Below are 25,864 nucleotides of genomic sequence, written 5' to 3'. Positions count from 1 at the left end.
AAACCGTTCCGGGATGACAAATAGGTGACCGCGGCCGCGCGCGCTGACTTGCGGCAGCGCGCTAACCTTAATCGGCCTTGATCCCCATCAGGCTTGCCGAACTTCAGGGCGCGCCAGCAAAGGCGCGCCCCATTTTTCTAAACCGTTCGGCGGGCGTCACTCCGCCGGGGCGGCGGGTGCCTTGGCCGGCGCCGGCTTCGCGGCGGTCTTCGCAGGCGTCGCGGCGGCCTGCTGGTTCACGTCCGGCACGCGGGTCCAGGTCTGCGAGCCGCACAGCACCTTGAGCATGCAGCCCTGTACGCTCAGTTCGCTCTCGCTCTCACGCTCCAGGCTGACCTGATAGATCTTGCCCTCGTCGGCGTTGTAGATCTCGCCCGCAAAGCCCGCATCTTCAGGCTTGAGGTTTTCGAGGAGCGTGAGCCCGATGATCGGGCGGGCCCGCTTCTTCGGATCGGGGTTCTTTACATCGATGCGCGGCGCGCCGGCGTCATCGGTCGGAGCTTTCAGCCAGACCACCTTGCCGCAGGCATTGCCGCCGCTCGGCCCGCAGCGGTCGATGCGGATTTTCGCGCGTCCGTCCCCCGTTAGCCACGTTCCGGAGAGGTCTTTCGGGGCGGCAAAGGCGGCATTCGAGGCCAGGAGGGCGGCGAGACCGAGAGCGATACGCATGAATGGCTCCTGAGGCTGGGCCCGAAACGGGCTGTGGCTTGCGGAGAAGGGATCACCCCGGCAGCGAGCGGGGGCAGGCGAACCGTCCACCCATTGAGCGGTCGCAATCCGGCGATTTTTCGGCGGTGTTGCGCTAAAGCCATGGCGGCGCCGAAAAAGGCCGAGCTCGCCGTGATTCCGTTCGCTCGGGCATCCACGGCCTGTCCGCCGCTTGACGGTGGTTGAGGGCCTACCGGTCCACCGCTATAAGCCCGGCGCGCCGGGCGCCAACCAGGCCGTCGACTGTCAGGACGGTCGATCTCTCGGGCGGCTTTCGAGCCCGCCCTCCTTCAGCGCGTCGCGCGACCCCTTTCTTCTCCAACGAACCGGACCGGACCATGGCCAACGAGCGCACCTTCTCCATTCTCAAGCCCGACGCGACGCGCCGCAACATCACCGGCGCGGTCAACGCCGTGATCGAGGCCGCCGGCCTGCGCATCGTCGGCCAGCGCCGCATCCGCATGACCCGCGAGCAGGCCGAGAAGTTCTACGAGGTGCACAAGGAGCGCCCGTTCTTCGGTGAGCTGGTCGAGTTCATGACCTCGGGTCCCGTAGTCGTGCAGGTGCTCGAGGGCGAGAACGCCGTTGCCAAGTACCGCGAAGTCATGGGCGCCACGAACCCGGCCCAGGCCGCCGACGGCACGATCCGCAAGCAGTTCGCCGAGTCGGTCGGTGAGAACACCGTTCACGGCTCCGACAGCGCCGACAACGCCCGGCTCGAGATCGCGCAGTTCTTCAACGACGCCGACATCGCCGCCTAGAGCCGTCTCCGGCCTGATTGCATCAGGCCGGCGTCTCTCGGTCTTTGTTCGAACGCGTTTTCTTTCGCCGAACCGGCGTCCACTTCGTCGGAAAGCGCTCTAAGGCACGACCCTCGCCGGCTCCGCATATGGGGCCGGCGAGAAATGCGCTCGCGCTTGCGCGGGGCTGACCTCCAGGGCGCAATCCGGCCGAGTGTGACTCTCCTGCCCTAGCGGCGCGGGGCGGGCGGCCCGAAGAACGGAATCGATCGACGATTTCCCGTCCCTCTCGGATTTTCGCTCCCATGCGCCTCACGTTTTCGCGCACCGGCCGCCTGCTCGTCGCGGCTGGCCTCGTGTCCCTGCTCGCCGCCTGCAACTCCGCCGGCCGCTCGACGCAGTACACCTCGCTCGAAGGCTACGTGCCCGATCCGACGCTGAAGACCGCGACGAAGACCAACCTGACCGGCCGCGTGCGCCACGCCTGCACCGTCACCCAGGCTCGGTTCCAGAAGGTGCCTGAGGACGCGCTCGCGGCGCCGTGCGGCTGCTATGCCGAGCGCACCCTCTCCACCCTCGACAAGGACGAGATCGCATCCTATCGCACCACCGGCTACTTCAACGACAGCGCTCGCGCCAAGGCGCTGAACGCGCTCGATAGCTGCAAGCTGCCGCGTCCGGTCTGATGCGATGAAGGGGGCGGCGCTGAGCGCCGCCCCTGAGAAAGGTGCAGGGCTTGAACCTGCACCTCTGACAAGATCTCGGCCTTTCAGGTCCGGGATCTACAGCTTCTCGGTCGGCGTCTTGGTGTCCTTGTCGTCCGGCTTGGTCTTTTCCGGTTTGGTCGGCTTCGGGCAGATGCCCTGGAGGCTCTGCCACTCGGCCTCGGACAGGATGCCGGGGCCGGCCGACTTCTCCCCCGCCAAAGACCGGATCCGCGCGGCCCGCTCCGCCGTGACCGGATGGGAGCGCAGGAACGAGGTCGCGTCCGGCTTCTCATCGTCCGCGTCGGTGATGCGCTCCAGGATCGCGGCGAGTGCGGCCGCGTCCCCGCCGGCCCGCTTCACCGCCGCCACCGCGTAGGCGTCCGCCGTCCGCTCCGCGTCGCGCGAGTAGCCCGCCGAAATCGCCGCCTGCCCGATCGTCACCAGCACCGTCGAGCCGGTGAGATCGCCGAGCACGAGGCTCAGCAGGAACGACGTGCCGCCCGCCGTGATCACCGAGCGCATCGGATCGCGGGCGGCGATATGGCCGAACTCGTGCGCGAGGATGCCGGCCAGCTCATCGCCGCTTTTGGCCTTGGCAAGGATGTCGGAGAGCAGGATCACCCGGCCGCCCGGCAGGGCCAGCGCGTTGGCGACCTTGTGTTGGCGCACGCTGACCTGCGGCGTCGTCGGCAGCGCCATGCCCTCGGCAAGCCGCGCCGTCAGCCGATCGAGCACCGCCCGCCCCGCCGCCTCGTTGCAGAGCGGCGGGTCGTCGAGCAGGCCGACGATCTGGGCATCGACGCTGCGCCCGAGTTGCGCTTCGATCGCCTGCGGAACCAAGGGGGCGAGCAGGTTCGAGGCGGCCGGCACACCGTAGACGGCCGTCAGCAGCACGGAGACGCCCGCCGCGATCGACCAGAGCACGAGACGGGTGAGGCCACCTCCGCTCTCGGTCCGGTTCAGGTCGGGACATCGCGCCGTCAGGGCTTCCGCGAACGCGGCGTCGGCGAACTCGACGCTCTCCGATCCCTGCGCGTGATTGATCCGCATGAGGGGCGGGGCGGCGTCGGCGGCGCGCAGGTCGAGCAGGCTCCAGTCGCGGGACACATCCTCGCCGGAGACTTCGAGCCGGAACGTCAGCCTCAGCGTCACCGGCTGGGGCCGGGCGCTGAGGCCGTCGAAGAACGTGCCGGTCGCGGTGATCGCCTCCATCAGAGGGCTAGAACCCGATCTCGAGTGCACCGCCGACATCGAGTGCGTCGGCCAGCCCCTCGTTGAGGCCGCTAGCCGGAGCGCGCGTCGAGGCCAGCACCGCTTCCAGCGCCGGTAGGTTCTCGATCTGCATTGTGGTCGCCACCCGCGTGCCACAGGCGCACGGTGATGATGCGGACATAGAGCACGTTCGTGCCGAGGATCGCCCCGAGATAGAGCAGCACGCTCGAGGCGATGACGAAGGCCTGGATGCCCGCATTCTCGCCGTCCGTGGCGATCAGGGGCAGGAGAAGAGCGGCGATGATGCCGAGGACGATGATGAAGCCGATCACCGCCAGCATGTAGACGAGATAGGGGAAGTAGAACTGACGCGCCTTCAGCGAGGAGGCCAGCCTCGCCTCGCCGAGGGAGGCGGCATTGAAGAAGGCACGGGTCTCGCGAGCGCGATAGTAGGGGATCAGCAGCAGCGCCAGCGGGATCGACACGCTGGCGGCGATCCCGACAGCGCTGGCGTAGGACACGAGCGGCGAGTCCTCGTAGGCCGGGTTGAAGATGAACTTGCTGTTCTCACTCGCCGGATCCTGGATCAGCAGATCGCTCGGGATGTCGAATCCGGTCGCCGCCAGCAGTGCCGCGACGCTCAGCAGAATCGGCAGCAACGCAACGATGTAGAACATCATCCACGGCATCAGGATCGAGCGGCCGGTCGCGGTCGAGCGCATCCGGCTCTGGCCGATCAGCGTGTGGTCGATGCGGTAGCGCTCCAGCGCCGCGCGCATGAAGGGGAAGGCCAGGCCGAGGCTGGCGAAGGTCGCGAGCCACCACAGGGAGGCAAGACCGGCATAAGCGAAGCCCGAGCCGTCCTGGCCGAGGCGGATGCCGCGCCAGCGCGTGCGCGAGGCGCGGTAGCGCCGGCCACGGAACAGCGCGTATTGCCCGAGCACGAACAGGCCGATGAAGGAGATCGGCGCGGCCAGGGCCGCCAGCACTGGGCTCAGGAGACCGATCACGAACAGGACGATGTAGATCGGCACCAGAATGGCGAGCGCCACGAGGAAGCCGAGGAACAGCTCCTTGCCGGTGCCGAGATACTCGGCCGGGCTGCCGGCGACGACGGTGCGACTCCAGAAGTATCGCCGCAGATTGGTGATGTACCAAAACCGGTAGATCGAGAAGGTGATCAGCGAGAGCAGGAAGCCTTTGACGACGATGCCCGTCAGCCCCGGCGCCTTCCGGTCGAACGCAACCTCTCCCGTCCGCGCCCCAGCCGGGCTCGGCACGCCTGCCAATTGATCCATCGTCGCAGTCCCCCTCGTTGCCGGGAGACTAGAAGCCGCGCTGGTTGCATTGCAACGGCCGGAGGTCGCAATCGCTGCTTTAGGAACGATCGATCAATGGAAAGCCGGTGCACGGAGCGGGCTTCGCCGAGTTTTCAGGGTTAATTTCACGTGAAAACCGCGTCGGGATCATGTCTCGGAGAGGGATCGTCCCGCCAATGGCACGCGCCTTTGCTCTGCTCCGGTTCACCCATCTCACGGCGATGTCGCGCGCATCGACACTGCTGACGGGAGGCCCGCTGAACGGGCTTCCAAAAGAAAACGCCGGGCCCGATCACGGAGCCCGGCGTTTTCACACGATGTCGTCACGGGAAGGACGGACTGCCCCTCCGAGAGGCAGGTTGGCGCTTCAGCAGCAGCGAAAACCCGAACTGTTGCCGACGCCGAAGCGAGCGTTCTCGCGGTTGCGGAAAAACTCACGCTCGGTCATCGGCGCCTGATCGGGATGGGTTTTGGCGATATGGGCGACATAAGTCCCGTAATCACCCTGACCCACCATCAGCCGCGCGCCGTCGCAAACGCACTTGTTGAAGGCCTGAAGGCGTTCGCGAAAGCTCTGCATCGACGTTGCGGTTCCGGTCATGACGGCCTCACTCCGCCGGGGCGAGACGGGGATCGGCTTCGAGCGCCGTCCAGCGATCGGCACGGTAGGCCTTAACGCAGGCCATGACGCCGAACACCGCGATCGCCACGACGAGGCCGACGAAGAACACGGCCAGAGCCGCGTCGATGCGGTCGTTGAAGACGATCTTGTGCATGTCGGCCATGCTCTTGGCCGGGCCGAGCACCTTGCCTTCCGCGATCGCCGCCGAGAAGCGGTCGGCGTGCGAGAGGAAGCCGATCTTCGGGTCGGGCGAGAAGATCTTCTGCCAGCCGGCAGTCAGGGTGCAGATGCACAGCCACACGGTCGGGATGATCGTGACGAAGGCATAGCGCTCACGCTTCATCTTGAAGATCACGACGGTTGCCAGCGTCAGCGCGACGGCGGCCAGCATCTGGTTCGAGATGCCGAACAGCGGCCACAGGGTGTAGATGCCGCCGAGCGGATCGGTGACGCCCTGGTAGAGGAAGTAGCCCCAGGCGCTGACGCACAGGGCGGTGGCGACCACGCTCGGACCCCAGGCCGAGGTGTCCTTGAAGCGCGGCGAGAGCAGGCCGAGCAGATCCTGCAGCATGAAGCGGCCGGCGCGTGTGCCCGCATCCACCGCGGTCAGGATGAACAGGGCCTCGAACAGGATCGCGAAGTGATACCAGAAGGCCATCATCGCCTTGCCGCCGATGGCCGAGGAGATGATGTGCGCCATGCCGACCGCGAGGGTCGGCGCGCCGCCGACGCGCGAGATGATCGAGTGCTCGCCGACATCCTTGGCGGTCTGGGCGATGACGTCCGGACCGATCGGGAAGCCGAGCGCCGTCACCGCAGCGGCGGCGGTTTCCGGCGTGCTGCCCAGCAGGGCGCCCGGGGAGTTCATGGTGAAGTAGATGCCCGGGTCGATCACGCTGGCGGCCACCAGCGCCATGATCGCCACGAAGCTTTCCATCAGCATGCCGCCGTAGCCGATGAAGCGGGTGTCCATCTCGTTGTTGACGAGCTTCGGGGTCGTGCCCGACGAGATCAGTGCGTGGAAGCCCGAGACGGCGCCGCAGGCGATGGTGATGAAGAGGAACGGAAACAGCGAGCCCGCCCAGACCGGGCCGGTGCCATCGATGAACTTCGTCGTGGCGGGCATCTGCATGTGCGGGGCGACGACGACGATGCCGAGCGCGAGGCCGATGATGGTGCCGATCTTGAGGAAGGTCGACAGGTAGTCACGCGGGGCGAGCAGCAGCCACACCGGCAGAATCGCCGCGACGAAGCCGTAACCGATCAGCATCCACGTGAGCTGGGTGCCGGTGAAGGTGAAGGCGGGGCCCCAGGTGGGGTGTTCATTGATCTGACCGCCGCCGACGATCGCGGCCATGAGCAGGACGAAGCCGATGATCGACACCTCGCCGATCTTGCCCGGCCGGATATAGCGCGCATAGAGGCCCATCAGGATCGCGATCGGGATCGTCGCGCCGACGGTGAAGGTGCCCCAGGGACTCTCGGCCAGTGCCTTCACCACGATCATCGCCAGCACGGCGAGCAGAATGACCATGATCATGAAGGTGCCGAACAGGGCGATCACGCCGGGGATCACCCCGAGCTCGGCCCGGATCAGCTCGCCCAGCGAGCGCCCATCGCGGCGCATCGAGATGAACAGGATCATGAAATCCTGCACCGCGCCCGCGAGCACGACGCCGGCGAGGATCCAGAGCATGCCGGGCAGGTAGCCCATCTGAGCCGCGAGCACCGGGCCGACCAACGGTCCGGCACCGGCGATGGCCGCGAAGTGGTGGCCGAACAGGACCGATTTGTTGGTCGGAACGTAGTCGAGGCCGTCGTTGTGACGGTGGGCCGGGGTCTCGCGCTTCGGATCGAGACGCATCACCTTGTCGGCGATGAAAAGGGAATAATAGCGGTAGGCGATCAGGTAGACGCAGACCGCCGCGACCACGACCCATAGGGCGTTGATCGATTCGCCCCGTTGCGTGGCGACCACCGCCAGCGACGCGGCGCCCAATGCCCCGACCAGGGCCCAGGGCCCATGCTTCTGTATTGCGCCCATCGACGCCTCACTCCGTCATTGGCCGCATTCTTGATGCAGGCGGCCTTTCACCGATCTGTTTGGCGCAATTTTTCCTGCGATACCAGTTGCGGTGAGCACACAGGTGCAGGTTCCCTCGGCACCCGTGGTGACATCTTCCATCCCGCGTTACCCGAACCTTGGGATGAGTGCGCCACGGTGCCATCAACGCCCGTGCGAAGGGCAACCGGGGGAACGGGCATCCGGACGCAGCCGACGATTCGAAGCGTGGCTTCGTTCGATCCGAAGCGGATGGGCCGCGTGGAATGCCTTCGAACGTCTCAGTCGAGGACGATGACGCGGTTGGGGAGTTGGTTGTCGCCGTGGCTGCCCGGCAGCTCCGCCTTGAGCACGGCGCCGACCTGCTCCACTGCCGAGACGAGCCCCTCGCCGAGGGCTCCGCGTCCGGCCGCACCGAGCAGCTCCGAGACGATGGCGCGCCACTGCGCCTCGTCCACGCGGGCCCGCACACCCTTGTCGGCAACGATCTCGGCGTAGCGCTCTGCCATGGCGACATAGACCAGCACGCCGGTGCGTCCCCGCGTTCCGGTGAGACCGTGTGCGAAGAACTCGCGGCGGGCGGCGGCGTGGGCGCGCTCGCGTTGCCAGCGCCGCGGGGTGAGAGTGATCCGGAGACGCTCGTTCAGGGTCAGCAGCAGCGTGACGAGCACGGTCGCCGCCTGAGCGAGCGCAATCTCACCCGCACCGAGCTCGGTGAGCAGGATCAGGGGCCAGGGCAGGGCCAGGGCGACCGTCAGGGCCAAGGCGAGGCCGGGGGAGCGATAGAGCCCGGCGCTGGCGGAGACCAGCACTACGATCTCGCCCGACGTTCCGGTCTCTGCCCGCCCAATCGCTGCGGCGATCCGCTCCCGCGCGGCAGGATCGAGGATGCTCACGCTACCAGTCACCGGACGCTCCCCCGCCGCCGAACGAGCCGCCGCCGCCGGAGAATCCTCCACCTCCATCGGAGAAGCCGCCGCTCCAGCCGCCGGACTGCCCCGGGATCACCACGAAGCCGCCACCCCGGCCGCGTCGTCCGCCGCCGTTCATCCGCGTCAGCACGACGACGAGGGCGATGATGACGACGATCCAGAAGATCACCGTGACGGGATCGACCGTGTCCTCCCGCACCGGCGCGCGGCGCTGCCAATCGTCGGCATCGCCGGCGAGGATCGGAAGGATGGCGTCGACCCCCGCTTCTACGCCCCCGGAAAAGTCGCCCTGGCGGAAACGGGGCGTGATCGCCGTCGTGATGATCGTCTTCGACAGCGCATCGGTGAGCGCGCCTTCGAGCCCATACCCAACCTCGATACGGACCTTGCGCTCCTTCGGGGCCACCAGCAGCAGAACACCGTTGTTGGTCTTCTTCTGGCCGATGCCCCAGGCCCGGGCGAGGCGGTTGGCGTAATCCTCGACCGTGCGGTCCTGAAGGCTCGGCACGGTGGCGACCACGAGTTGATCGCCCGTCTTGTCCTCGTGGGCCTTGATCTTGCCGTCGATCCGCGCCCGCGTCTCCTGCGAGAGGATGCCGGCCGCATCCACCACCCGACCCGTGAGCTTGGGGAAGTCGGGCTCGGCCGCTTGGGCGAGACCCATGAGGCCGCCGACGATCAGCAGCGCGAGCCACAGCGCCGGCAGCGGGCCGAATACGGGGTGCCGAGCGGTCCGATCGGGGCGCGTCATCACCAGTTGGCAGGGCGAACTAGAACTTCACGTTCGGCGCGCGCTCTGAACCCGGCGTCGAAGTAAAGGTCTCCATCGGCTTCGCCTCCGGGTAGAACCACGAGGCGACCCACCGGCCGGGAATGGTGCGGATCTCGGTGTTGTAGGCCTGGACCGCCTGAATATAGTCGCGCCGCGCCACGGCGATCCGGTTCTCCGTCCCCTCAAGTTGCGACTGGAGGGCGAGGAAGTTCTGGTTCGATTTCAGGTCCGGATAGGCCTCGACCGAGGCGAGCAACCGTCCGAGCGCCCCCGAAAGCTGGTTCTGCGCCTCTTGGAACTGCTTGAACTTTTCCGGGTCGCTGACCGTCGAGGCATCGACCTGGATGCTCGTCGCCTTGGCCCTGGCTTCCGTCACCCGCGTCAGGGTCTCCTGCTCCTGCTTGGCATAGCCCTTCACGGTCTCGACGAGGTTCGGAATCAGGTCGGCCCGGCGCTGGTACTGGTTCTGCACCTCGCTCCAGGACGATTTTGCCTGCTCCTCCAGGCTCGGCACCCGGTTGATCGCCCCGCACCCCGACAGACAGGTCGCCAGCCAGAGCGCCGCAAGCGCGGACATGATCCGGCCGAGAACGGACGTGCGGGCGGGGACCGCGGGGCTGAGGGAGAGGGACATGACGGGCGATCTCCGGGACGAGCTTGGCGGCAAAGCTTGCCGTCGGAGATAGGGAGGGCCGGCCGCTGCGGGAAGGGCCGGGATCCGGGCAATCGTCTCGGCACCTCGACCGGATGCCATTTCCTTCGTCCTTCGAGCGCCCTGGAGCGCGTGACCGGATGGTCGTGGTGGTGGATCGATCAAGGTCCGGCAGGATATAAACGGCATCGGCAGCGTCCGCCTGTCGTGAAAGCGCCCTTCCCTCGATGAGCAACGCATCCGGCCCGGCATCCACCCGCCCTCGCATCACCATCACCTACTGCACCCAGTGCCAATGGCTCCTACGTGCGGCGTGGATGGCGCAGGAGCTTCTCTCCACCTTCCGCGACGATCTTGGCGAGGTCGCCCTGCGGCCCGGTACGGGCGGGGTGTTCGTGATCGAGTTGGACGCGGACGTCATCTGGGAGCGGGTGCGCGATGGCGGCTTCCCCGATGTGAAGGTGCTCAAGCAGCGGGTTCGCGACCGGCTCGATCCGGGGCGGGATCTCGGGCATGTCGATCGGGCCGGGCGGGAGGGCTGAGGCGGGGCAGTTGGCACGTATACCCGCGCTGGGGCATGATGCGCGGGCGCCATCCTCAAACCCTTCAGCGCAACGCCGCGGGACGCCTTGATCCGACGCATGCTCTCCCGGCTCGGCCAGCGTGGCTTCTCCACGCAGTTCTACCTGATCATGCTCGTGATCGCGCTGATCGGCCCCGGCCTGATCTTCACCGCGATCCTGCTGACCCGCTACGCCGCGACCGAACGCGCCCGCTTCGAGCAGGATGCACGGGAGAACGTGCGTGGCGTCGCGCTCTCGATCGATCGCGACACCGCCGGTCTCGTCTCGGTGCTGCAGACGCTCGCCACCTCGCCGCGGCTCAAGGACAGCGAGTTCGCGATTTTCGAGAATCAGGCGCGCCTCGTGCGCGAGGCGGTCGGCCTCGATCTCGTTCTGCGCCGGCCGGACGGACAGCAGATCGTCAACACTGCCCTGAAGCCGGGGGCGCCCCTGCCGGTGACAACGCTGCCGATCGACCGCGAACTCATCGAGAGCGGGCAGCGCTCCATGGTCACCGGCTATCTCGCCGGGGCCATGCCGGATCAAGCGCATTACGCCGTCGCGGTGCCGGTGCGGATCGAGGAGACGCCTGCCTTCATCCTCAGCTTCTCGGTGCCCCTGAGCCGCATCGCCGGCATTCTCGCCCGCGAGCAGATCCGGGGGTGGGTCACGGGGGTCTCGGATCGCGACAGCGTCGTACTCGCACGCCTGCCGGAATTACCCGGCGTGGTCGGGAATCCCCGGCTCGCGACCCTGCGCCAGACGGCGACGGGCACCCCCGGCGTCTGGGAGGGGCGCGACCGCGACTTCAAGCCTGTCACCGTGGTCGAGGCGCGCTCGCGGCTCAACGGCTGGACCGTGGGGGCGAGCATCCCGCGCGAACTGGTCGAGGCGCGGCTGCGGCGCTGGATCTGGGCCTTCGGCGGCTTCGGCCTTCTCGTGCTCGCCACCTCCTCGGTGCTCGCCGTCCATCTGTGGTCGCGGGTCTCGAAGCCCCTGCGCCAACTCGCGGCGACGGGGCCGGCCCTCGCGCGGGGGCAGGCAATCCCGCGGATCGCCTCGCCGATCCACGAGATCCGCCGTCTCGCCGACGTGCTCTCGGAAGCCTCGCTGCGGCTGCGCACCCGCAGCGAGGAGCGCGACCGGGCACTCGCCGAGACCCAACGCGGCCTCGCGGCCTTGCGCGAGAGCGAGGCGCGCTTCCGCCACATGGCCGATTCGGCCCCGGCGCTGATCTGGATGACCGACGAGACCGCAGAGGTGGTCTTCGCCAACATGCATTTCGACCACTTGTTCGGCCGTCCGGCGGCGGAGATGGCCGGCGGCGGCTGGGAGTCGATCGTGCATCCGCCGGACCTGCCGGCTTTCCAGGCGACATTCCAAGAGGCGTTCGAGCACCGGCATCCGTTCCGGGCCGAGATGCGGGTTGTCGACCGCAACGGGGAAATCCGCTGGCTGCGCTGCGAGGGCGTGCCGCGCCTCGACGACCACGGCACCTTCCTCGGCTTCACCGGGTGCAGCGTCGATGTCACCGATGCCAAGCGGGCCGAGGAGCATCTGCGCCTGCTCATCAACGAGTTGAACCACCGGGTGAAGAACACCCTGGCCACCGTCCAATCGATCGCCATGCAATCCCTGCGTGGGCTCGACGGCGAAGAGGCACTCGCGGCCCGCGCTGCCTTCGAGGCGCGGCTGCTGGCGCTCGCCCGCGCCCACGACGTGCTGACCCGCGAGAGCTGGGAGGGCGCCGAGCTGAAGACCGTGGTGGGTGATGCGATCCGCCCGCTGGAGGCGGGGGACGGGCAGGAATCGCGCTTCGTCGTATCGGGCCCACGCCTGCGGCTCGCGCCGCGTCTGGCATTGTCCATCGCCATGGCCCTGCACGAACTCGGCACCAACGCCGTCAAGTACGGGGCTTTGTCCAAGGAGGGCGGGCGGGTGACGATCACCTGGACCGTGCAGCGCCGGCCCGAACTCTCGCTATCCCTGCGCTGGACCGAGAGCGGCGGCCCGCCGGTCTCGCCTCCGACCCGTCGTGGCTTCGGTTCGCGCCTGATCGAGCGCAGCCTCGCCCGTGAACTCGCGGGCAAGGTCGAGCTGCTCTACGAGCCGGACGGCGTCGTCTGCACCATCGATGCGCCGGTGCCGCCGCCGGGCTTGCTGGAGCGCAAGGGTGGCACGCAACTCGCTGCGACGAAGCCGCTGCCGCTGGCGGGGTAAGGGCCGGCCCCTGCCGGGCTCCTACTGAAACGTCATCGGGTCCGGCCCGATTCGTCCGTCGGCCCGATCGAGACCGGCGATGGCCGCGTGGTCCTCTTGCGTGAGCGAGAAGCCGAACACGTCGATATTCTCGTGCATCCGGGCGGGGGTGGCGGATTTCGGGATCGCGACGAAGCCGTTCTCGATGTGCCAGCGCAGCACCACCTGGGCCGGGCTGCGCCCGAGTCGGTCGGCGATCCGGGTGATGGCGGGTTCATCCAGCACCTGCGCCTGGCCTAGGGGGCTCCAGGCTTCCGTGACGATGCCGAGCCGGACATGGGCCGCGCGCAAGCTGCGCTGCTGGAACCGCGGATGCAGCTCGATCTGGTTGAGGGCGGGGGTAACGCCGGTCTCGTTCACGAGCCGTTCGAGCTGATCCTCGGTGAAGTTCGAGACGCCGATCGAGGCGGCTCGGCCCTCCTCCTGCAAACGGATCAGTGCGCGCCAGCTGTCGAGATAGAGCCCCCGGTCGGGGCAGGGCCAGTGGATCAGGTAGAGATCGACATGGTCGAGGCCGAGCCGGGCGAGGCTGTCGTCGAAGGCGTGCCGTGTCGCATCGTAGCCTTGCGCGTCGTTCCAGAGTTTCGTCGTCACGAACACCTCGGCCCGGGACACGATCGTCTCCCGAAGGCCGCGCCCGACGCCGCCCTCGTTGCCGTAGGCCGCGGCGGTATCGATCGAGCGATAGCCGCTGCCGAGCGCGGTGCCGACGAGGGCAGGCGTCTCCGCCTCTTGCAGACGCCAGACGCCGAAGCCGAGCTGGGGGATGGACCGCCCGTCGTTGAGAGCGATCTGCGGCACGGGATCGGGGGCTGTCATGGCGTTTTTATTCTCATGCGCTGCCCGAGCGACAGGCCGAGGCAGGGCAGGGAGAATCGGCACGATCCTGCCTGCCGTACAGGCGTCCTTCCGGGGGGCAGGGCTGCGCGCGCGTCAGGGCCCGGCGCGCGTCCGATCCTCGGCGGCCTCGCGATCGGGCATCCTGACGAGGTGCAGATAGGTCGGATCGAAGTCGCAGAACGCCTGCAGGCGCTTGACGTCCGGAACGTGCAGCCGGCGCTCCTTCAACTGGATCAGCCCGGCAAGGCGCAGATCGCGCAGGATGCGGCTGACATGGATCGTCGTAATCCCGAGGATGTCGGCGAGCATCGGCTGGGTCAGAGGCAACGGGCAGTCGCGCTCCCCGGCCGTCCCGACGAGCTGCTGCCGCAGCAGCAATTCGCAGAACAGGTGGGCGATGCGCTTGTCGGCGGAGCGCTGGCCCATGCTCGCGAGCCATTCCCGCAGGATGCTCTCATCGACCAGGGTCGCCCACCACAGCGCCCGGGCGAGACGCGAATCGCGGAAAACCAGGTCATCGACCCGGTCCTGCGGGATGTCGGCGACGGTGCAGGCGGTCAGCGCGGCGATGTAGTGGTCGGACGGGCCGAGCACGATCGATTGCAGATCGCAGAAATCACCCGGCAGGAGCAGGCCGAGGATCTGGCGTTGCCCGTCATCGATGAGCTTGTAGCGGAAGGCGTAGCCTTCGAGGACGAGGTGGACACCCGCCGCCCGGTCGCCGGCCCGCACGATATCCTGCTGCGGCTCCAGGCTGCGGCTGGAGCGGGACAGGTCGGCCAAAAGGGCCCGATCTCCGGCGTCGAGATCCGCGCCGTAGCGAAGCCGAAGGATCAGAGGGTTCGTGCGCGTGAGCGTCACAGTCGCGTCCATGGACGCTCAACGCGGATCGCGCCGTTCCGTGCCATGGAAACGAACGGAGTTTTGCGAGAAACCGCCCCTGCGGACCCGATGTTCCCGCAAGGGTGTCGGGCGTTGGACCCAATCCGGTCGATTCCCTTGGGAAGGCGGATGTGGGGTTCACTCGAGGGCCGCGGGGTTGGCCGACACGACGGCCCTTTTCGTCCGGGGCCGGGCGAAAACCGTGTCCGTCGTGTCTCAGGCGGCCTTCCAACGGCGGGCGGTGTGGTTGCCGAAGGCGCGGGCGTAGAGGTTGCAGTAGTTCAGCGCCGCCCCATCCCAGCCGAAGGAGCGAGACATGGCGCTGCGCCGCATGGTGTTGAGGCGCTTCTTCTGGCCGAAGGTCTCGAAGGCACGGCGAATCGCCGAGGTCAGCCCCTTCGGCGAGGCCTCCCCGAAGGTGAAGCCGGTGACCCCATCCTCGACCGTATCGTTGAGGCCGCCCGTGCGGCGCACGATCGGCAGGGAGCCGAAGCGCTGGGCATACATCTGCGCCAGCCCGCAGGGTTCGAAACGCGAGGGCATCAGCAGGAAGTCGCTGCCGGCGAAGATGCGGCGCGCCTCGGTTTCGCGGAAGCCGACATGGACGCCGACATTCTCGGGATGGCGCCCGGCGAGATCGCGCAGGGCTTCCTCGAACCGGCCCTCGCCCTGGCCGATCACCACGAGCTGACCGCCCTCGGCGACGATCGACTCGGCGGCGCTGATGCTGAGGTCGATGCCCTTCTGGTGCACGAGGCGCGAGACGATGGCGAAGAGCGGCCCGCGGGAGACCGCCATGCCGAACTGCTTGCGCACCTCGTCGGCATTGGCCCGCTTACCCTTCCAGTCGTCGGGCTCGAAGCGGGTGGCGAGGTGCGGGTCCGTGCGCGGATCCCAGCTCTCGTCGATGCCGTTGAGAATGCCGGTCAGGCGACCCTGCGCGGCGCGGGTGCGGAGCAAGCCGTCGAGGCCACAGCCGCCCTCGGGTGTGGTGATCTCGCGGGCATAGGTCTCGCTCACCGTGGTGACATGCGAGGCGTGATAGATGCCGGCCTTGAGGAAGGAGAGCTGCCCGTAGAACTCCACGCCATCCATCTGGAAGGCGTGGTCCGGCACGCCGACCCGGCCGAGATTGTCGCGGTGGAATAGGCCCTGGTAGGCGAGATTGTGAATCGTCAGCACGCTCGGGCGGCGGATGCCGAGCCAGGACAGGTAGGCCGGGGCCAGCGCGGTCTGCCAATCGTTGAGGTGCAGCAGGTCGGCCGACCAGAACGGGTCGATGCCCCCGGCCAGTTCCGCCGCCGCCCGGCTGAGGCGGGCAAACCGCAGGTCGTTGTCGCCGAAATCGCCGCGCTCGTCGCCGTAGGGCGTGCCGTCGCGCTCGTACAGATCGGGGGCGACCAGCACGTAGACGCCGAGGCCGTCCGGCGTGGTGCCGAAGCCGAGTTCGCAGCCCGGAACGCTGGCGAAGCTGCCGAACCGGGCGATCATCGTCAGGTTGTCGAGCCCGGCGAGCACCTGCGCGTAGCCGGGAATGAGGACGCGGACGTCGTAGTGGCGGCGCAGGGAGCGGGGCAGGGCACCCGCGACCTCGCCGAGGCCGCCGGTCTTCACGAAATCCGCCATTTCAGGGGTGGCGTAGAGAATGCGGGGTAGGAGAGCGTTGCCAAGTCTCGGCTGGGGCTCGAAGGTGGAGGTCGGTGGCAGCGGATCGGCGACCGGGAGCCCACCGAGATCCACGTAAGCCATCGACTCGCCCCTACGCCACCCGCGCGGCCGGTGAAGGGCGGGAACCGCCGCTGCTACGCTCGGCATTGAAATGCTCCGGAAGGCAATCCGTTCCGTTGCATCGCACAATTCAGGCCATGTTCAGACCAATATTTTTGAGTGGACGCCTGCGCTTCCATCATGGGTTGTCCGCGCTGGGCGAATGGCGAAAGCGGTCTGCGCATCATTCCCGGTTTGGGCCGGGTCGAATGCGCAGGGTGCAGCGCGGCAACGGCCCGTCCTATCGGCTTGCCGGTTTGAGGATGACGCCTTCGTTCGGTGCGAGCCGGGCCTTGCCGTCGGCCCTGTCGCCCGCCCGTCCCGGAAGGGTCGAGAGCAGGATCGTCCAGCCCCCATCCTCCAACGGAATCGCCCATTCCGAGCTACCGAAATTGAGCAGGATGCGTAAAACCTCGCCACCCAGAACCCGCTCGAACGCGAAGACTTCGGCCGCGTGATCGGGCGATAGCGGGAGGCCGCGCCAATCGCCGATCGAAAGGGCCGGATGGTCGCGGCGCAGGGACAGGAGCCGGCGGTAGAGGGTCAGGATCGAGCGGGAATCGTCGCGCATCTCGTCGACGTTGCGCCGCTCCGCATCGGCGCTGAGCGGCAGCCACGGCGTACCGGAGGTGAAGCCCGCATTCGGAGCCTCCTCCCACTGCATCGGCGTGCGCTCGGGGTCGCGGCCATGGCCGGGCTCGTTGCGCCCCCACGGGTCCTGTGCCTGCTCGGGCGGCACCGGAACATGGGCGAGGCCGATCTCGTCGCCGTAATAGAGCGTCGGCGTGCCGCGCAGCGTCAGCAGCAGCATTGCCGCGACGCGGGCCTGCGCCTCGCCGACGCGGGCGGCGATGCGGGGCTGATCGTGGTTGCCGAGCACCCAGTTCGGCCAGCCACCCTCGGGTAGGGCGGCTTCGTATTCGCCCACCAGAGCCGCCACCGCGTCGGCGCGCCACGGCGTCTGGATGAGCTGGAAGTTGAACGGCAGGTCGGCCCCGGTCAGACCGGGCCCGTAATAGGCCACCAGCCGCTCGATCGGCAGATAGATCTCGCCGATCAGCACCCGCTCGCCGTACTCGCGCAGGACCGCGCGCATCCCGGCGATAACGTCGAGCACCTCCGGCCGGTCGCAGGAATAGACCTGCTGGAAGCGGTTGATCCCGGCCTGATGCGGCTGAAAATCGGGGTTGTGCGGATTGTCGCGAAATCCCTCGTCCTTGATCAGGTGCCAGATCACGTCGACGCGGAAGCCGTCCACGCCGCGCGCCAGCCAGAAGCGCAGGGCGTCGTGCATCGCCGCTCGCACTTCGGGGTTGCGCCAGTTCAGGTCCGGCTGCTCGGGCAGGAAGGCGTGATAGTAGTACTGGCCGGTGGCCGGATCACGGGTCCAGGCCGGGCCGCCGAAATTCGAGAGCCAGTTGTTGGGCGGTCCGCCGTCAGGGGCCGGATCGCGCCAGATGTACCAGTCGCGTTTGCGTGCCTCGCGGCTCGCCCGGCTCTCCGTGAACCACGGATGCGCGATCGAGCTGTGGTTGGGCACGAAATCGAGGATCACGCGGAGCTTGCGCCGATGCGCCTCGGCGATCAGCGCGTCGAAATCCTCCAGCGTGCCGAACAGCGGATCGACCGCGCAATAATCGGCCACGTCGTAGCCGAAATCGGCCATCGGCGAGCGGTAGAACGGCGAGATCCACACCGCATCGACGCCGAGCCATGCGAGGTAATCCAGCCGTGCCGTGATCCCCCGAAGGTCGCCGACGCCATCGCCGTCCGTGTCCTGGAACGAGCGGGGATAGATCTGATAGACTGCCCCGCTCTTCCACCACGCCGCTTCGGAGCCGTTCGCCCCAGATACCGGACCGCCCATCGGACCTCCCTCGATGTTGCCATCGACGCCGTGCGCATCGCTCCAGGGTGGGGTAGGGCCGTTCAGCAAGCCTTCAAGCGGCCGGTGTCATCTCTCGTGCGAGGCGCCGGCCGATGTGCTCGCGATGTGTCTACAGTGACACAGTCCTGCGGGCACACGACTTGCGAATGATGTGTTTGCGCGCATGTGTCTCGACAAGTCCGCCGGCCGGCAACACCATGGTGGGGCAGGGCGACAGACCACGTCGCGGATCATCGTGCCGCCGCATGAAGCGGCCACACTCCGCGTCCGACCGACATCCTCGGCTATAACGAAGGGGGATACCCAGGTGCTGAACGAAGCTCTGTCCGTTCTCGTCAGGAACGGCGAAGCGGACACTTCCGCTTCATCGGCGAAGACGGCGAAGGCCGCCGCCACCTATGTTAAGCCCCTTCACGTTGCCGGTGGTGATGCGGTGGTGGAGTTGCGCGAGGCCATCCGCTCCAAGCTCCTTTACGTGCTCGGCAAGACGCCCGAGGCCGCCCGCGAGCGCGACTGGTTCGCCGCGACGGCGCTGGCCCTGCGCGACCGGATCGTCGACGCCTGCTACGGTGCGCAGGCCGCCACCGTGCCGGAGAAGCGGGTCTATTATCTCTCGCTCGAATTCCTGATCGGCCGGCTTCTGTCGGACGCCATGAACAATCTCGGCCTTGTCGAGACCACCAAGGCCGCGCTGCTCGACCTCGGCGTCGATTTCGCCGGCGTCGAGGGGGCCGAGCCCGATGCGGCGCTCGGCAATGGCGGCCTCGGGCGGCTCGCCGCCTGTTTCATGGAGAGCATGGCGAGCCTGTCGATCCCCGCGACCGGCTACGGCATCCGCTACGACCACGGCCTGTTCCGCCAGTCACTGGAAGACGGATGGCAGCGTGAGGCGCCGGAGACTTGGCTCTCGGAAGGCAATCCGTGGGAGTTCCCGCGGCCGGAGGCAACCTACAAGGTCGGCTTCGGCGGCCACGTCACCATGACGAGCCAGGGCGACCACCACATCCGCCGCCATTGGCACCCGGCCGAGACCGTGAACGCCGTGGCCCACGACGTGCCGATCGTCGGGTGGCGGGGCAAACACGTCAACGTCCTGCGCCTGTGGAAGGCGGAAGCCGACGCGCCGGTCGAACTCGCGCGCTTCAATGCCGGCGATCATGTCGGCGCCGTGGCCGGCCGGGCCCGGGCCGAGGCGATCTCGCGGGTGCTCTACCCGAGCGATTCCTCCGCCGAGGGCCAGGAACTGCGCCTGCGCCAGGAGTTCTTCTTCACCTCCGCCTCGCTGCAGGATCTCGTGCGCCGGCACGTGGCGGAGCGCGGCTCCCTACGCTCCCTGCCCGACCACGCCGCGATCCAGCTCAACGACACCCACCCGGCCATCGCCGTGCCGGAGCTGATGCGCATCCTGATGGAGGATCACGACCTCCCCTGGGAGGATGCGTGGCAGATCACCTCCAACACCCTGCACTACACCAACCACACCCTGCTGCCCGAGGCGCTGGAGACCTGGCCGGTGGAGCTGATGGAGCGGCTGCTGCCGCGCCACATGCAGATCATCTACCTGATCAACTGGCTGCACCTCGAGGAGCAGAGCAAGAACGTTCGGGGTGGGACGTTCGACATCTCCGCCGTCTCGCTGATCGACGAGTCGAATGGTCGGCGCGTCCGCATGGGACCGCTCGCCTTCCACGGCTCGCGCCGGGTCAACGGCGTCTCGGCGCTCCACAGCGAGCTCTTGAAAACGACCGTGTTCAAGGATCTCCACACGATCGAGCCGGAGAAGATCCTCAACAAGACCAACGGCATCACCTTCCGCCGCTGGCTGCACAACGCCAATCCCGAACTGACGGCGCTGGCGGTCGAGGCGGCGGGCGAGGGCGTGCTCGATGATCCGACGCAGCTCGAAAAGCTGGTGCCGTTCGCCGACGATCCGGAGTTCCGCCAGCGCTACGCGGCGATGCGGACAATCCGCAAACAGCGCCTCGCCCAGGTCATCGCCGAGCGCACCGGCATCACCGTCGATCCGTCGGCGCTGTTCGACGTGCAGATCAAGCGCATCCACGAGTACAAGCGCCAGCTCCTCAACCTGATCGAGACGGTGGCGCTCTACCAAGCGATCAAGAAGGCCCCCCACGAGGATTGGACGCCGCGGGTCAAGATCTTCGCCGGCAAGGCGGCGCCGAGCTACGTCCAGGCCAAGCTCATCATCAAGCTGGCCGGCGACATCGCCAAGGTCGTCAACGCCGATCCCGAGATCGGTGACCGGCTGAAGGTGGTGTTCCTCCCGAACTACTCGGTGAGTCTGGCCGAGGTGATCATCCCGGCCGCCGACCTCTCCGAGCAGATCTCGACCGCCGGCATGGAAGCCTCGGGCACGGGCAACATGAAGCTCGCGCTCAACGGCGCGCTCACCGTCGGCACGCTCGACGGCGCCAATATCGAGATCAAGGATCATGTCGGCGGGGAGAACATCTTCATCTTCGGCCTCGACGCCGAAGGGGTGCTCGCCCGCGTGAAGGAGCCGGACTACGCCGCCAAGGCGATCGCGGCCTCGCCGCGGCTGGCCGCGGCGCTCGACGCCATCGCCGACGGCACGTTCTCGCCGGACGATCCGGCCCGCTTCGCGTCGCTCGTGGACGAGCTGCGCCACGGCGACCGCTACCTGACCACGGTCGATTTCGAGGATTACTGGCGCGTCCAGCGCGAGATCGACGCGGCCTGGAAGCGCCCGGCCCAGTGGTGGCGGACGGCGATCCTCAACACCGCCCGCATGGCGTGGTTCTCCTCCGACCGCTCGATGCGGGAATACGCCGAGGAGATCTGGCGGGTGAAGGTGGCCTGACCGTCCGCCTCCGATGAAGACAGAAGGGCGAGAGGCGCGGATACGCCTCTCGCCCTTCGTATTTCGAGTGTGTCGTCGGTTGTCCCGCAGGGAGTCCGATGCATACATCGCTATCAGTGAGTACCGACATCGCAGCGGGTTCACTCTGCGTAGGCCCGCCCCAAAATGCAAACTAGGGTTGAAACGACGCGCCGTCGATCCTAGCGTGAGGGCCGTTCAAGGGTGACCGGGGCTCGACGTCGTGGTGTTGAAACTGCCGAGGCTCGCTTGGTTCTCGTGCCTGGCGACGATCGCCGCGATGTCGCTGCTGAATTTGTATTGTGCGGCGAGCATTCAAACCGACCGAGTTCCCATGCAATTGGGCATCAACGGACGGCCGACATGGTACGCCGATAAGACGATCGGCCTCTGGATACCGGTCGCGATCATCGTCGTCATTGCTCCCCAGATTTTTCTGAAGATCAAGCAGGTCGAAGCCCAAGCCGGGGCTTGGTACTGGATCGGGATGATCGCAATGTTCTGCTTCATCGCCGCCGTGTATGCGTGGCATATCTCGGCGGTCATAACCTGGGCGGAAGCGCAGCCCTGAACCCGATGCCGGAGGGAGTCTACGCCCCCGGTTCAAGCGGGATCGGATAGAACCGCGCCCCCGCCGCCGCGGCCAGGACCTCCACCGCGCCGAGAGTTGAGGGGCAGCCGGAGGCGTGCACCACGTCGGTGGTCCGCAGGCTCGGGATATGGGCGGTGAGCGGGCCGGGGCGCACGTCGGGTCCCCGCTGGCGGTGGCGGTCGGCGGCCAGCGTGATGCGGGTGACGCCGGTGGCGCGCAGCCATTCGAGCGACGGGCGCATGTAGAGATCGAGGGGATCGCGCGCGCCGACCACGAGGCAGATCTCGCGGGCCGGCTCGATGTAGCGCGCGGCGCGGGCGATCGCCCAGATGCCGGCGAACCCGGTCTCTGCCGCCACCAGCACGAGGCGACCGCCGCCGGGCCGATAGGTGCCGTTGCCGACCGGACCCTTCACCTTCACTGCACGGCCGGGCTCGACCGGGCAGCCGAACAGGGCGGTGAGATCCTCCGCGCTCTCGCCGCGCAGGTGGAAGACGAGTTCGTTCAACTCCGCCCCGCCCTCGACGCCGAGCGTCGGCGTGAGCGTGACCGGGTGCCCGCCTTCGAGCGTAATGACCACTTGGTCGCCCGGCTCGAAAGGAAGCCGGCGCTCCAGGGTTGCGACCACCTGAAGGACCCGCGGCGCCAGCGCCGTGATGGAGTCGATGCTGCCGGTGCGGCGCGCCAGCGTCCGGACCGGCGTCTTGACCGGCCGGATCGTCGCGTCCGGATCGGGCGCGGACAGCGTCACCGCCTCCGCCCGCCGCGCCCGAACGGGGAGCCGCCGTGAGGCCGGGCCGGGGCCCTGGCCGAGCAGCCCGGTCATCGGGCCGATCATCCCGTCCGCCAGCGCGGTCTCCAGGGAGGTATCACCGGGGGAGACCCGCAGGGGCTGGCCGTTGACGACAAGCGAACAACGGGCGCTCGTGGGAGCACGCATGGCGGCAACCCGCTCCGATCGGATGAGAGATGTTCTGAAGGGATCAGAGCGGATTGTGGATCAGGCGCTCGACCAGCGCGGCCCAGCGCGCGCGGACGGCCCGCGCCTCCTCGCTCAGCGTTTCCGCGTCCGCGAGGCCGAGGCTGGTCCGAAGGGCTTCGCTTTCCCGGCGCTCGGCGGCGAGTGCGGCCTTCATCACCGCCACTTCGAGGCGCAGGCGCGCGAGATCCGCCTCACCCGCATCCGCTTCGGGCACGAAGGACAGGGGGGCGGGTGCCTCCACCGGAGCGTCCGCCACGATCTGCGCCACGGCGTCCGCCGGAGCCTGCGTCACGGGTTCGGCCGCAACCTCGGCGGCGACCGCCCGCGGCTGCACCGCGGCGGCGAGATGCGCGTGGATGGGCCGCGTCATCAGGCGCCGCATCGCGCTGCCAGAGGGGGCCGGGCTCCTGCGTCTCGTCGCCTCGATCATCGTCCATCCTCAACCCGGCGGGTCCGCCGAAGAGGCGTCCCGGATACTTGGATGGACCTTCCCGCAACATGGTTAAGGGAGGTTTAAACCGAAGCGCGAGACCTGCGCGTCATTGCGGGATCAGGCCGCTTCGGGCGCGGCGCCGACGAGTTGGCGGGCCTGGAGCACGGTCATCGGCTCACCGAAGGCTGCCCCTTGCGCGTAATCGCAGCCGAACTCCTGCAACACCTGCGCATCCTCCTCCGACTCGGCGCCCTCGGCGATGGTGGCCAGACCGAGTTCCTGCCCCATCCGCAGAACAGAGCGCAGCATGGCGGTGCGGCCCTGGCCCATCTGGCGCACGAAGCTCTGGTCGATCTTAATCGTGTCGAAGGGAAAGCGCTGGAGATAGGAGATCGCCGAGTAGCCGGTGCCGAAATCGTCGAGGACGAGCCCGGCGCCGAGATCGTGGATGCGGGTCAGCATCTGGGCGGCGTATTCCGGGTTCTCCATCACCAGCCCCTCGGCCATTTCCAGCTTGAGCGAGCCGGGCAGCACGCCGGTGCGGGCGATCACTGTCTTCACATCGTGCAGGAGGTCGTGGCGCAGGAGCTGGCGCGAGGAGACGTTGACCGAGGCGAAGATCGGCGGTTCGACGTCGAGCGAGCGCTGCCAGGCGGCGAGTTCCAGCGCCGTGCGCTCGATGGCGAAATTGCCGAGCGGGACTATGACGCCGGTCTCCTGCCGCCACGGGCAGGAAGGTGGAGGGCGGGATGCGCCCGAGCTTCGGATGGTCCCAGCGCAGCAGCGTCTCAAAGCCGGCCACCGTGCGGTCTTCGAGCCGGACGATCGGCTGGAACAGCACCTTGATCTCGTTGCGCTCCAAAGCCTTGCGCAGGTCCGCCTCCAGCATCAGCCGGTCGGAGCGTTCGAGGCGCATGTTGGCGCGGAACACCTCGATCCGGTCGCCGCCGCCGCGCTTGGCCTGGATCATCGCCATCTCGGCGTTCTTGAACACCTCCTCGCGCCGCGTCTGCCCGCTGCCCTGGTTGCCCACGCCTTGCGTGGCCTCGTGCAAGGCGATGCCGATGGAGACGGTGAGAAACACCTCGCGGTCGGCATAGGTCACCGGGGTGGCGATGGCGCGCCGGATCATCTCGGCGAACGAGAGGATGCGGTCGGGCTCGCGCTCCGAGAGCAGGATCACCGCGAATTCGTCGCCCGCGACCCGCGCGAGCGTGTCCTGCGGCCGCAGCAGCCGCCCGAGCCGGCGCGAGAGCGTCAGCAGGATCGAGTCACCCGCCGAGAGGCCGATGGCGTCGTTGATCGCCTTGAACCGGTCGATGTCGAGGGCGATCACCGCGGGCTTGAGGCGCGGATCCTGGCTCGCCATCGCCAGCGCGGCCTCCAGCCGGTCGTGGAACAGCTCGCGGTTCGGCAGGCCGGTGAGGCTGTCGTGCACCGCGTCGTGCAGCAGCCGCTCCTCGGCGGTCTTCGCCTCGGTCACGTCGCTGATCGTGCCGACGATGCGGATCACCTCGCCATCGGTGCCGATCACCGGCCGCGCCTTCAGCCGGTACCACGCGTAGGGGCCGTCGGCCGAGCGAAGGCGGAAATCGTGGGTGATGCGCCCGCGCCGCTCCTCGATCACGGTGTCGAGGGCGGCCGAGTAGCGCTCGACGTCGAAGGGATGGAGCAGGCCGAGCCAGTTCGCCGCTGGTCCTTCGAGGGCGCCGCGCTTGAGCCCGAGCTGGGCCTCGATCTCGGGGCCGGCGAAGACACGGTCGCCCGGCACGTCCCAGTCGAACACGATGTCGCCCGCGCCGGTCAGTGCCAGCGCCCGGCGCTCGGTGTCCGAGACGAGGCTGTGGCTGAGGCCCCCGCCGGCAAAGGCGTGCTGCATCACCGTGAAGCCGATCAGCATAACGATGAGCACGAGGCCGCCGATGAGCGCCGGCTGCACGAGGTCGGAGCCGATTTGCCCGGTGATGGCAAAGCCCGCCGCCACCACCCAGACCAGCAGCAGCAGCCAAGTCGGCACCAGCAGGATGGCGCGGTCGTAGCCGTTATGCACGGCGAGATAGAGGATCAGCAGGAGCCCGACGCCAGCCACCGCGGCGATGGAGATGCGCGCCACGCCCGCCGCCACGGGCGGGTCGAACACCGCAAGCGCCACGAGGCCGGCGAGGAAGGTCAGCCAGAAGAAGGCGACGTGGCTGTAGCGGACGTGCCAGCGCGACAGGTTGAGGTAGGCGAACAGGAACACCAGCAGGGTCGCGCCGAGCACGGCCTCGGCTGAGGCGCGGTAGATCCGCTCGGCGAGTTCGGTGACGGGAAACACCCGTTGCAGGAAGCCGAAATCGATGCAGGCATAGGCCAGCACCGCCCAGGAGAGCGCGGCGGCGGCGGGGAAGATGATCGCGCCCTTCACCACGAAGATGATGGTGAGGAACAGCGCCAAGAGCCCGGCAATGCCGATGATGATGCCCTTGTAGAGCGTCAGCCCCGAGGTCTTCTTGCGGTAGGCGTCCTGATCCCAGAGGTAGATCTGCGGTATGTTCGGCCCTTTCAGCTCGGCCACGTAGGTCACCGTGGTGCCGGGATCGATGGTGATCAGGAACTGGTCTGCGTCGAGGCTCTCGTCGCGCTCGGGCCGGATGCCCTCGCTCGCGGTGATCGCGGCGATGCGCGAGCCGCCGAGATCGGGCCAGATCACCCCGGAGCCGACGAGGCGGAAATGCGGGGCGACCAGCAGGCGGTCGATCTGCTCGTCGGTGTCGTTGGTGAGCGCGAACACCATCCAGTCCGGCCGCGCGCCCGCCTCGCGCGCCTTGACCGCGATGCGCCGCACGATCCCGTCCTTGCCCGGGGCGGTGGAGATCTGGATCAGGTCGCCGTCCGAGCGGTAGCGCTCGATCGTCGGCGTCAGGTCGATGGCCGGCGCGTCGAGGGTGACGCGCACGGCCTCGACCGCGTGGGCGGGGGCGGCGGTCCCGATGAGGCCGGCGAGGGAGCCCGCCACGGCCGCCAGGATCGCGAGGGCCAGGGCAAGGGCCAGTGAAAGCGTGCGCAACGGGCGATTCTTGACAACCGGCT

General features: G+C 68.0%; 19 protein-coding genes and 2 pseudogenes. 6 read left to right on the top strand and 15 right to left on the bottom strand.

The annotated features are described in order from the left end of the window. Positions 1 to 156 precede the first annotated feature (156 nt). Complete coding sequence (locus tag M2437_RS23200; RefSeq protein WP_015822577.1) at positions 157 to 669, bottom strand: DUF2147 domain-containing protein; 513 nt, start codon at positions 667 to 669, stop codon at positions 157 to 159. 377 nt (positions 670 to 1,046) lie between these two features. Between M2437_RS23200 and ndk the strand changes: the two genes are divergently transcribed. Both ndk and M2437_RS23190 read left to right on the top strand, forming a co-directional pair. Further along, positions 1,047 to 1,469, top strand: a complete 423-nt coding sequence (ndk, locus tag M2437_RS23195; protein ID WP_003598598.1) for a nucleoside-diphosphate kinase — start codon at positions 1,047 to 1,049, stop codon at positions 1,467 to 1,469. A 284-nt stretch (positions 1,470 to 1,753) separates the two neighbouring features. Continuing rightward, complete coding sequence (locus M2437_RS23190; protein WP_003598599.1) at positions 1,754 to 2,134, top strand: hypothetical protein; 381 nt, start codon at positions 1,754 to 1,756, stop codon at positions 2,132 to 2,134. A 96-nt stretch (positions 2,135 to 2,230) separates the two neighbouring features. On the opposite strand, the gene M2437_RS23185 is transcribed toward M2437_RS23190, so the two are convergent. From M2437_RS23185 to M2437_RS23155, 7 genes and pseudogenes are all read right to left on the bottom strand, one after another. Further along, positions 2,231 to 3,367 carry a M48 family metallopeptidase gene (locus M2437_RS23185; protein WP_253388792.1) on the bottom strand — a complete coding sequence of 379 codons (1,137 nt, stop codon included), beginning with the start codon at positions 3,365 to 3,367 and terminating at the stop codon, positions 2,231 to 2,233. Between the two features lie 7 nt (positions 3,368 to 3,374). Next, positions 3,375 to 4,665 (bottom strand): annotated as a pseudogene (locus M2437_RS23180) (YjgN family protein). Between the two features lie 388 nt (positions 4,666 to 5,053). Next, positions 5,054 to 5,287: a YbdD/YjiX family protein gene (locus M2437_RS23175; RefSeq protein ID WP_003598605.1), complete on the bottom strand. Its 234-nt coding sequence runs from the start codon at positions 5,285 to 5,287 to the stop codon at positions 5,054 to 5,056. Positions 5,288 to 5,294: 7 nt separating this feature from the next. Continuing rightward, a complete protein-coding gene (locus M2437_RS23170; protein WP_003598607.1) occupies positions 5,295 to 7,352 on the bottom strand; it encodes a carbon starvation CstA family protein in 2,058 nt (685 codons plus the stop codon). Positions 7,353 to 7,651: 299 nt separating this feature from the next. Then, a complete protein-coding gene (locus tag M2437_RS23165; protein WP_253388790.1) occupies positions 7,652 to 8,278 on the bottom strand; it encodes a TPM domain-containing protein in 627 nt (208 codons plus the stop codon). After that, the gene (locus M2437_RS23160; RefSeq protein WP_253388789.1) at positions 8,268 to 9,053 is read right to left on the bottom strand and encodes a TPM domain-containing protein; all 786 of its coding nucleotides are present in this window, start codon (positions 9,051 to 9,053) and stop codon (positions 8,268 to 8,270) included. Before M2437_RS23160 ends, M2437_RS23165 begins: the two co-directional genes overlap by 11 nt. A gap of 19 nt (positions 9,054 to 9,072) precedes the next feature. Then, complete coding sequence (locus M2437_RS23155) at positions 9,073 to 9,708, bottom strand: LemA family protein (RefSeq protein WP_253388788.1); 636 nt, start codon at positions 9,706 to 9,708, stop codon at positions 9,073 to 9,075. Between the two features lie 245 nt (positions 9,709 to 9,953). Between M2437_RS23155 and M2437_RS23150 the strand changes: the two genes are divergently transcribed. Then, positions 9,954 to 10,268 (top strand): Rdx family protein, encoded by a 315-nt coding sequence (locus tag M2437_RS23150; protein ID WP_012253546.1) that lies wholly within the window; start codon positions 9,954 to 9,956, stop codon positions 10,266 to 10,268. Between the two features lie 99 nt (positions 10,269 to 10,367). After that, positions 10,368 to 12,509 carry a sensor histidine kinase gene (locus tag M2437_RS23145; protein WP_253388787.1) on the top strand — a complete coding sequence of 714 codons (2,142 nt, stop codon included), beginning with the start codon at positions 10,368 to 10,370 and terminating at the stop codon, positions 12,507 to 12,509. 21 nt (positions 12,510 to 12,530) lie between these two features. Here M2437_RS23145 and M2437_RS23140 read toward each other — a convergent pair whose 3' ends face one another. From M2437_RS23140 to M2437_RS23125, 4 genes are all read right to left on the bottom strand, one after another. Further along, the gene (locus M2437_RS23140) at positions 12,531 to 13,367 is read right to left on the bottom strand and encodes an aldo/keto reductase (protein WP_015950788.1); all 837 of its coding nucleotides are present in this window, start codon (positions 13,365 to 13,367) and stop codon (positions 12,531 to 12,533) included. 114 nt (positions 13,368 to 13,481) lie between these two features. After that, positions 13,482 to 14,261 carry a Crp/Fnr family transcriptional regulator gene (locus M2437_RS23135; RefSeq protein WP_003598615.1) on the bottom strand — a complete coding sequence of 260 codons (780 nt, stop codon included), beginning with the start codon at positions 14,259 to 14,261 and terminating at the stop codon, positions 13,482 to 13,484. Positions 14,262 to 14,486: 225 nt separating this feature from the next. Next, the gene (gene glgA, locus M2437_RS23130) at positions 14,487 to 16,019 is read right to left on the bottom strand and encodes a glycogen synthase GlgA (RefSeq protein WP_056463628.1); all 1,533 of its coding nucleotides are present in this window, start codon (positions 16,017 to 16,019) and stop codon (positions 14,487 to 14,489) included. Positions 16,020 to 16,278: 259 nt separating this feature from the next. Then, positions 16,279 to 17,904 (bottom strand): alpha-amylase family glycosyl hydrolase, encoded by a 1,626-nt coding sequence (locus M2437_RS23125; RefSeq protein WP_253388786.1) that lies wholly within the window; start codon positions 17,902 to 17,904, stop codon positions 16,279 to 16,281. 328 nt (positions 17,905 to 18,232) lie between these two features. Here M2437_RS23125 and M2437_RS23120 point away from each other — a divergent pair, with 328 nt between their 5' ends. Beyond that, positions 18,233 to 20,767 (top strand): glycogen/starch/alpha-glucan phosphorylase, encoded by a 2,535-nt coding sequence (locus M2437_RS23120; protein WP_253388785.1) that lies wholly within the window; start codon positions 18,233 to 18,235, stop codon positions 20,765 to 20,767. Between the two features lie 241 nt (positions 20,768 to 21,008). Beyond that, entirely contained in the window at positions 21,009 to 21,356 is a 348-nt protein-coding gene (locus tag M2437_RS23115) for a hypothetical protein (protein WP_277570388.1), read from the top strand. A gap of 19 nt (positions 21,357 to 21,375) precedes the next feature. On the opposite strand, the gene M2437_RS23110 is transcribed toward M2437_RS23115, so the two are convergent. The 3 genes and pseudogenes from M2437_RS23110 to M2437_RS23100 all read right to left on the bottom strand — a co-directional run bounded on the left by M2437_RS23110 (position 21,376) and on the right by M2437_RS23100 (position 25,841). Beyond that, positions 21,376 to 22,317: a ferredoxin reductase domain-containing protein gene (locus M2437_RS23110; protein ID WP_253388783.1), complete on the bottom strand. Its 942-nt coding sequence runs from the start codon at positions 22,315 to 22,317 to the stop codon at positions 21,376 to 21,378. Positions 22,318 to 22,360: 43 nt separating this feature from the next. After that, on the bottom strand, positions 22,361 to 22,729 hold the full coding sequence (locus M2437_RS23105) for a hypothetical protein (RefSeq protein ID WP_253388782.1): 369 nt from the start codon (positions 22,727 to 22,729) through the stop codon (positions 22,361 to 22,363). A 180-nt stretch (positions 22,730 to 22,909) separates the two neighbouring features. Continuing rightward, positions 22,910 to 25,841 (bottom strand): annotated as a pseudogene (locus M2437_RS23100) (EAL domain-containing protein). Positions 25,842 to 25,864: the final 23 nt, after the last annotated feature.

This window comes from Methylorubrum pseudosasae (assembly GCF_029504475.1).
GTDB lineage: Bacteria > Pseudomonadota > Alphaproteobacteria > Rhizobiales > Beijerinckiaceae > Methylobacterium > Methylobacterium extorquens.
This window is presented reverse-complemented; position numbering and strand designations above follow the sequence as displayed.

What these genes read in the sequence shown, in the direction of transcription:
- M2437_RS23105 (WP_253388782.1), bottom strand. Translation starts at nt 22,729, where the DNA reads ATGACGCGGCCCATCCACGCGCATCTCGCCGCCGCGGTGCAGCCGCGG.
- M2437_RS23150 (WP_012253546.1), top strand. Translation starts at nt 9,954, where the DNA reads ATGAGCAACGCATCCGGCCCGGCATCCACCCGCCCTCGCATCACCATC.
- glgA (WP_056463628.1), bottom strand. Translation starts at nt 16,019, where the DNA reads ATGGCTTACGTGGATCTCGGTGGGCTCCCGGTCGCCGATCCGCTGCCA.
- M2437_RS23175 (WP_003598605.1), bottom strand. Translation starts at nt 5,287, where the DNA reads ATGACCGGAACCGCAACGTCGATGCAGAGCTTTCGCGAACGCCTTCAG.
- M2437_RS23110 (WP_253388783.1), bottom strand. Translation starts at nt 22,317, where the DNA reads ATGCGTGCTCCCACGAGCGCCCGTTGTTCGCTTGTCGTCAACGGCCAG.
- M2437_RS23145 (WP_253388787.1), top strand. Translation starts at nt 10,368, where the DNA reads ATGCTCTCCCGGCTCGGCCAGCGTGGCTTCTCCACGCAGTTCTACCTG.
- M2437_RS23155 (WP_253388788.1), bottom strand. Translation starts at nt 9,708, where the DNA reads ATGTCCCTCTCCCTCAGCCCCGCGGTCCCCGCCCGCACGTCCGTTCTC.
- M2437_RS23125 (WP_253388786.1), bottom strand. Translation starts at nt 17,904, where the DNA reads ATGGGCGGTCCGGTATCTGGGGCGAACGGCTCCGAAGCGGCGTGGTGG.
- M2437_RS23185 (WP_253388792.1), bottom strand. Translation starts at nt 3,367, where the DNA reads ATGGAGGCGATCACCGCGACCGGCACGTTCTTCGACGGCCTCAGCGCC.
- M2437_RS23140 (WP_015950788.1), bottom strand. Translation starts at nt 13,367, where the DNA reads ATGACAGCCCCCGATCCCGTGCCGCAGATCGCTCTCAACGACGGGCGG.
- M2437_RS23190 (WP_003598599.1), top strand. Translation starts at nt 1,754, where the DNA reads ATGCGCCTCACGTTTTCGCGCACCGGCCGCCTGCTCGTCGCGGCTGGC.
- M2437_RS23160 (WP_253388789.1), bottom strand. Translation starts at nt 9,053, where the DNA reads ATGACGCGCCCCGATCGGACCGCTCGGCACCCCGTATTCGGCCCGCTG.
- ndk (WP_003598598.1), top strand. Translation starts at nt 1,047, where the DNA reads ATGGCCAACGAGCGCACCTTCTCCATTCTCAAGCCCGACGCGACGCGC.
- M2437_RS23170 (WP_003598607.1), bottom strand. Translation starts at nt 7,352, where the DNA reads ATGGGCGCAATACAGAAGCATGGGCCCTGGGCCCTGGTCGGGGCATTG.
- M2437_RS23135 (WP_003598615.1), bottom strand. Translation starts at nt 14,261, where the DNA reads ATGGACGCGACTGTGACGCTCACGCGCACGAACCCTCTGATCCTTCGG.
- M2437_RS23200 (WP_015822577.1), bottom strand. Translation starts at nt 669, where the DNA reads ATGCGTATCGCTCTCGGTCTCGCCGCCCTCCTGGCCTCGAATGCCGCC.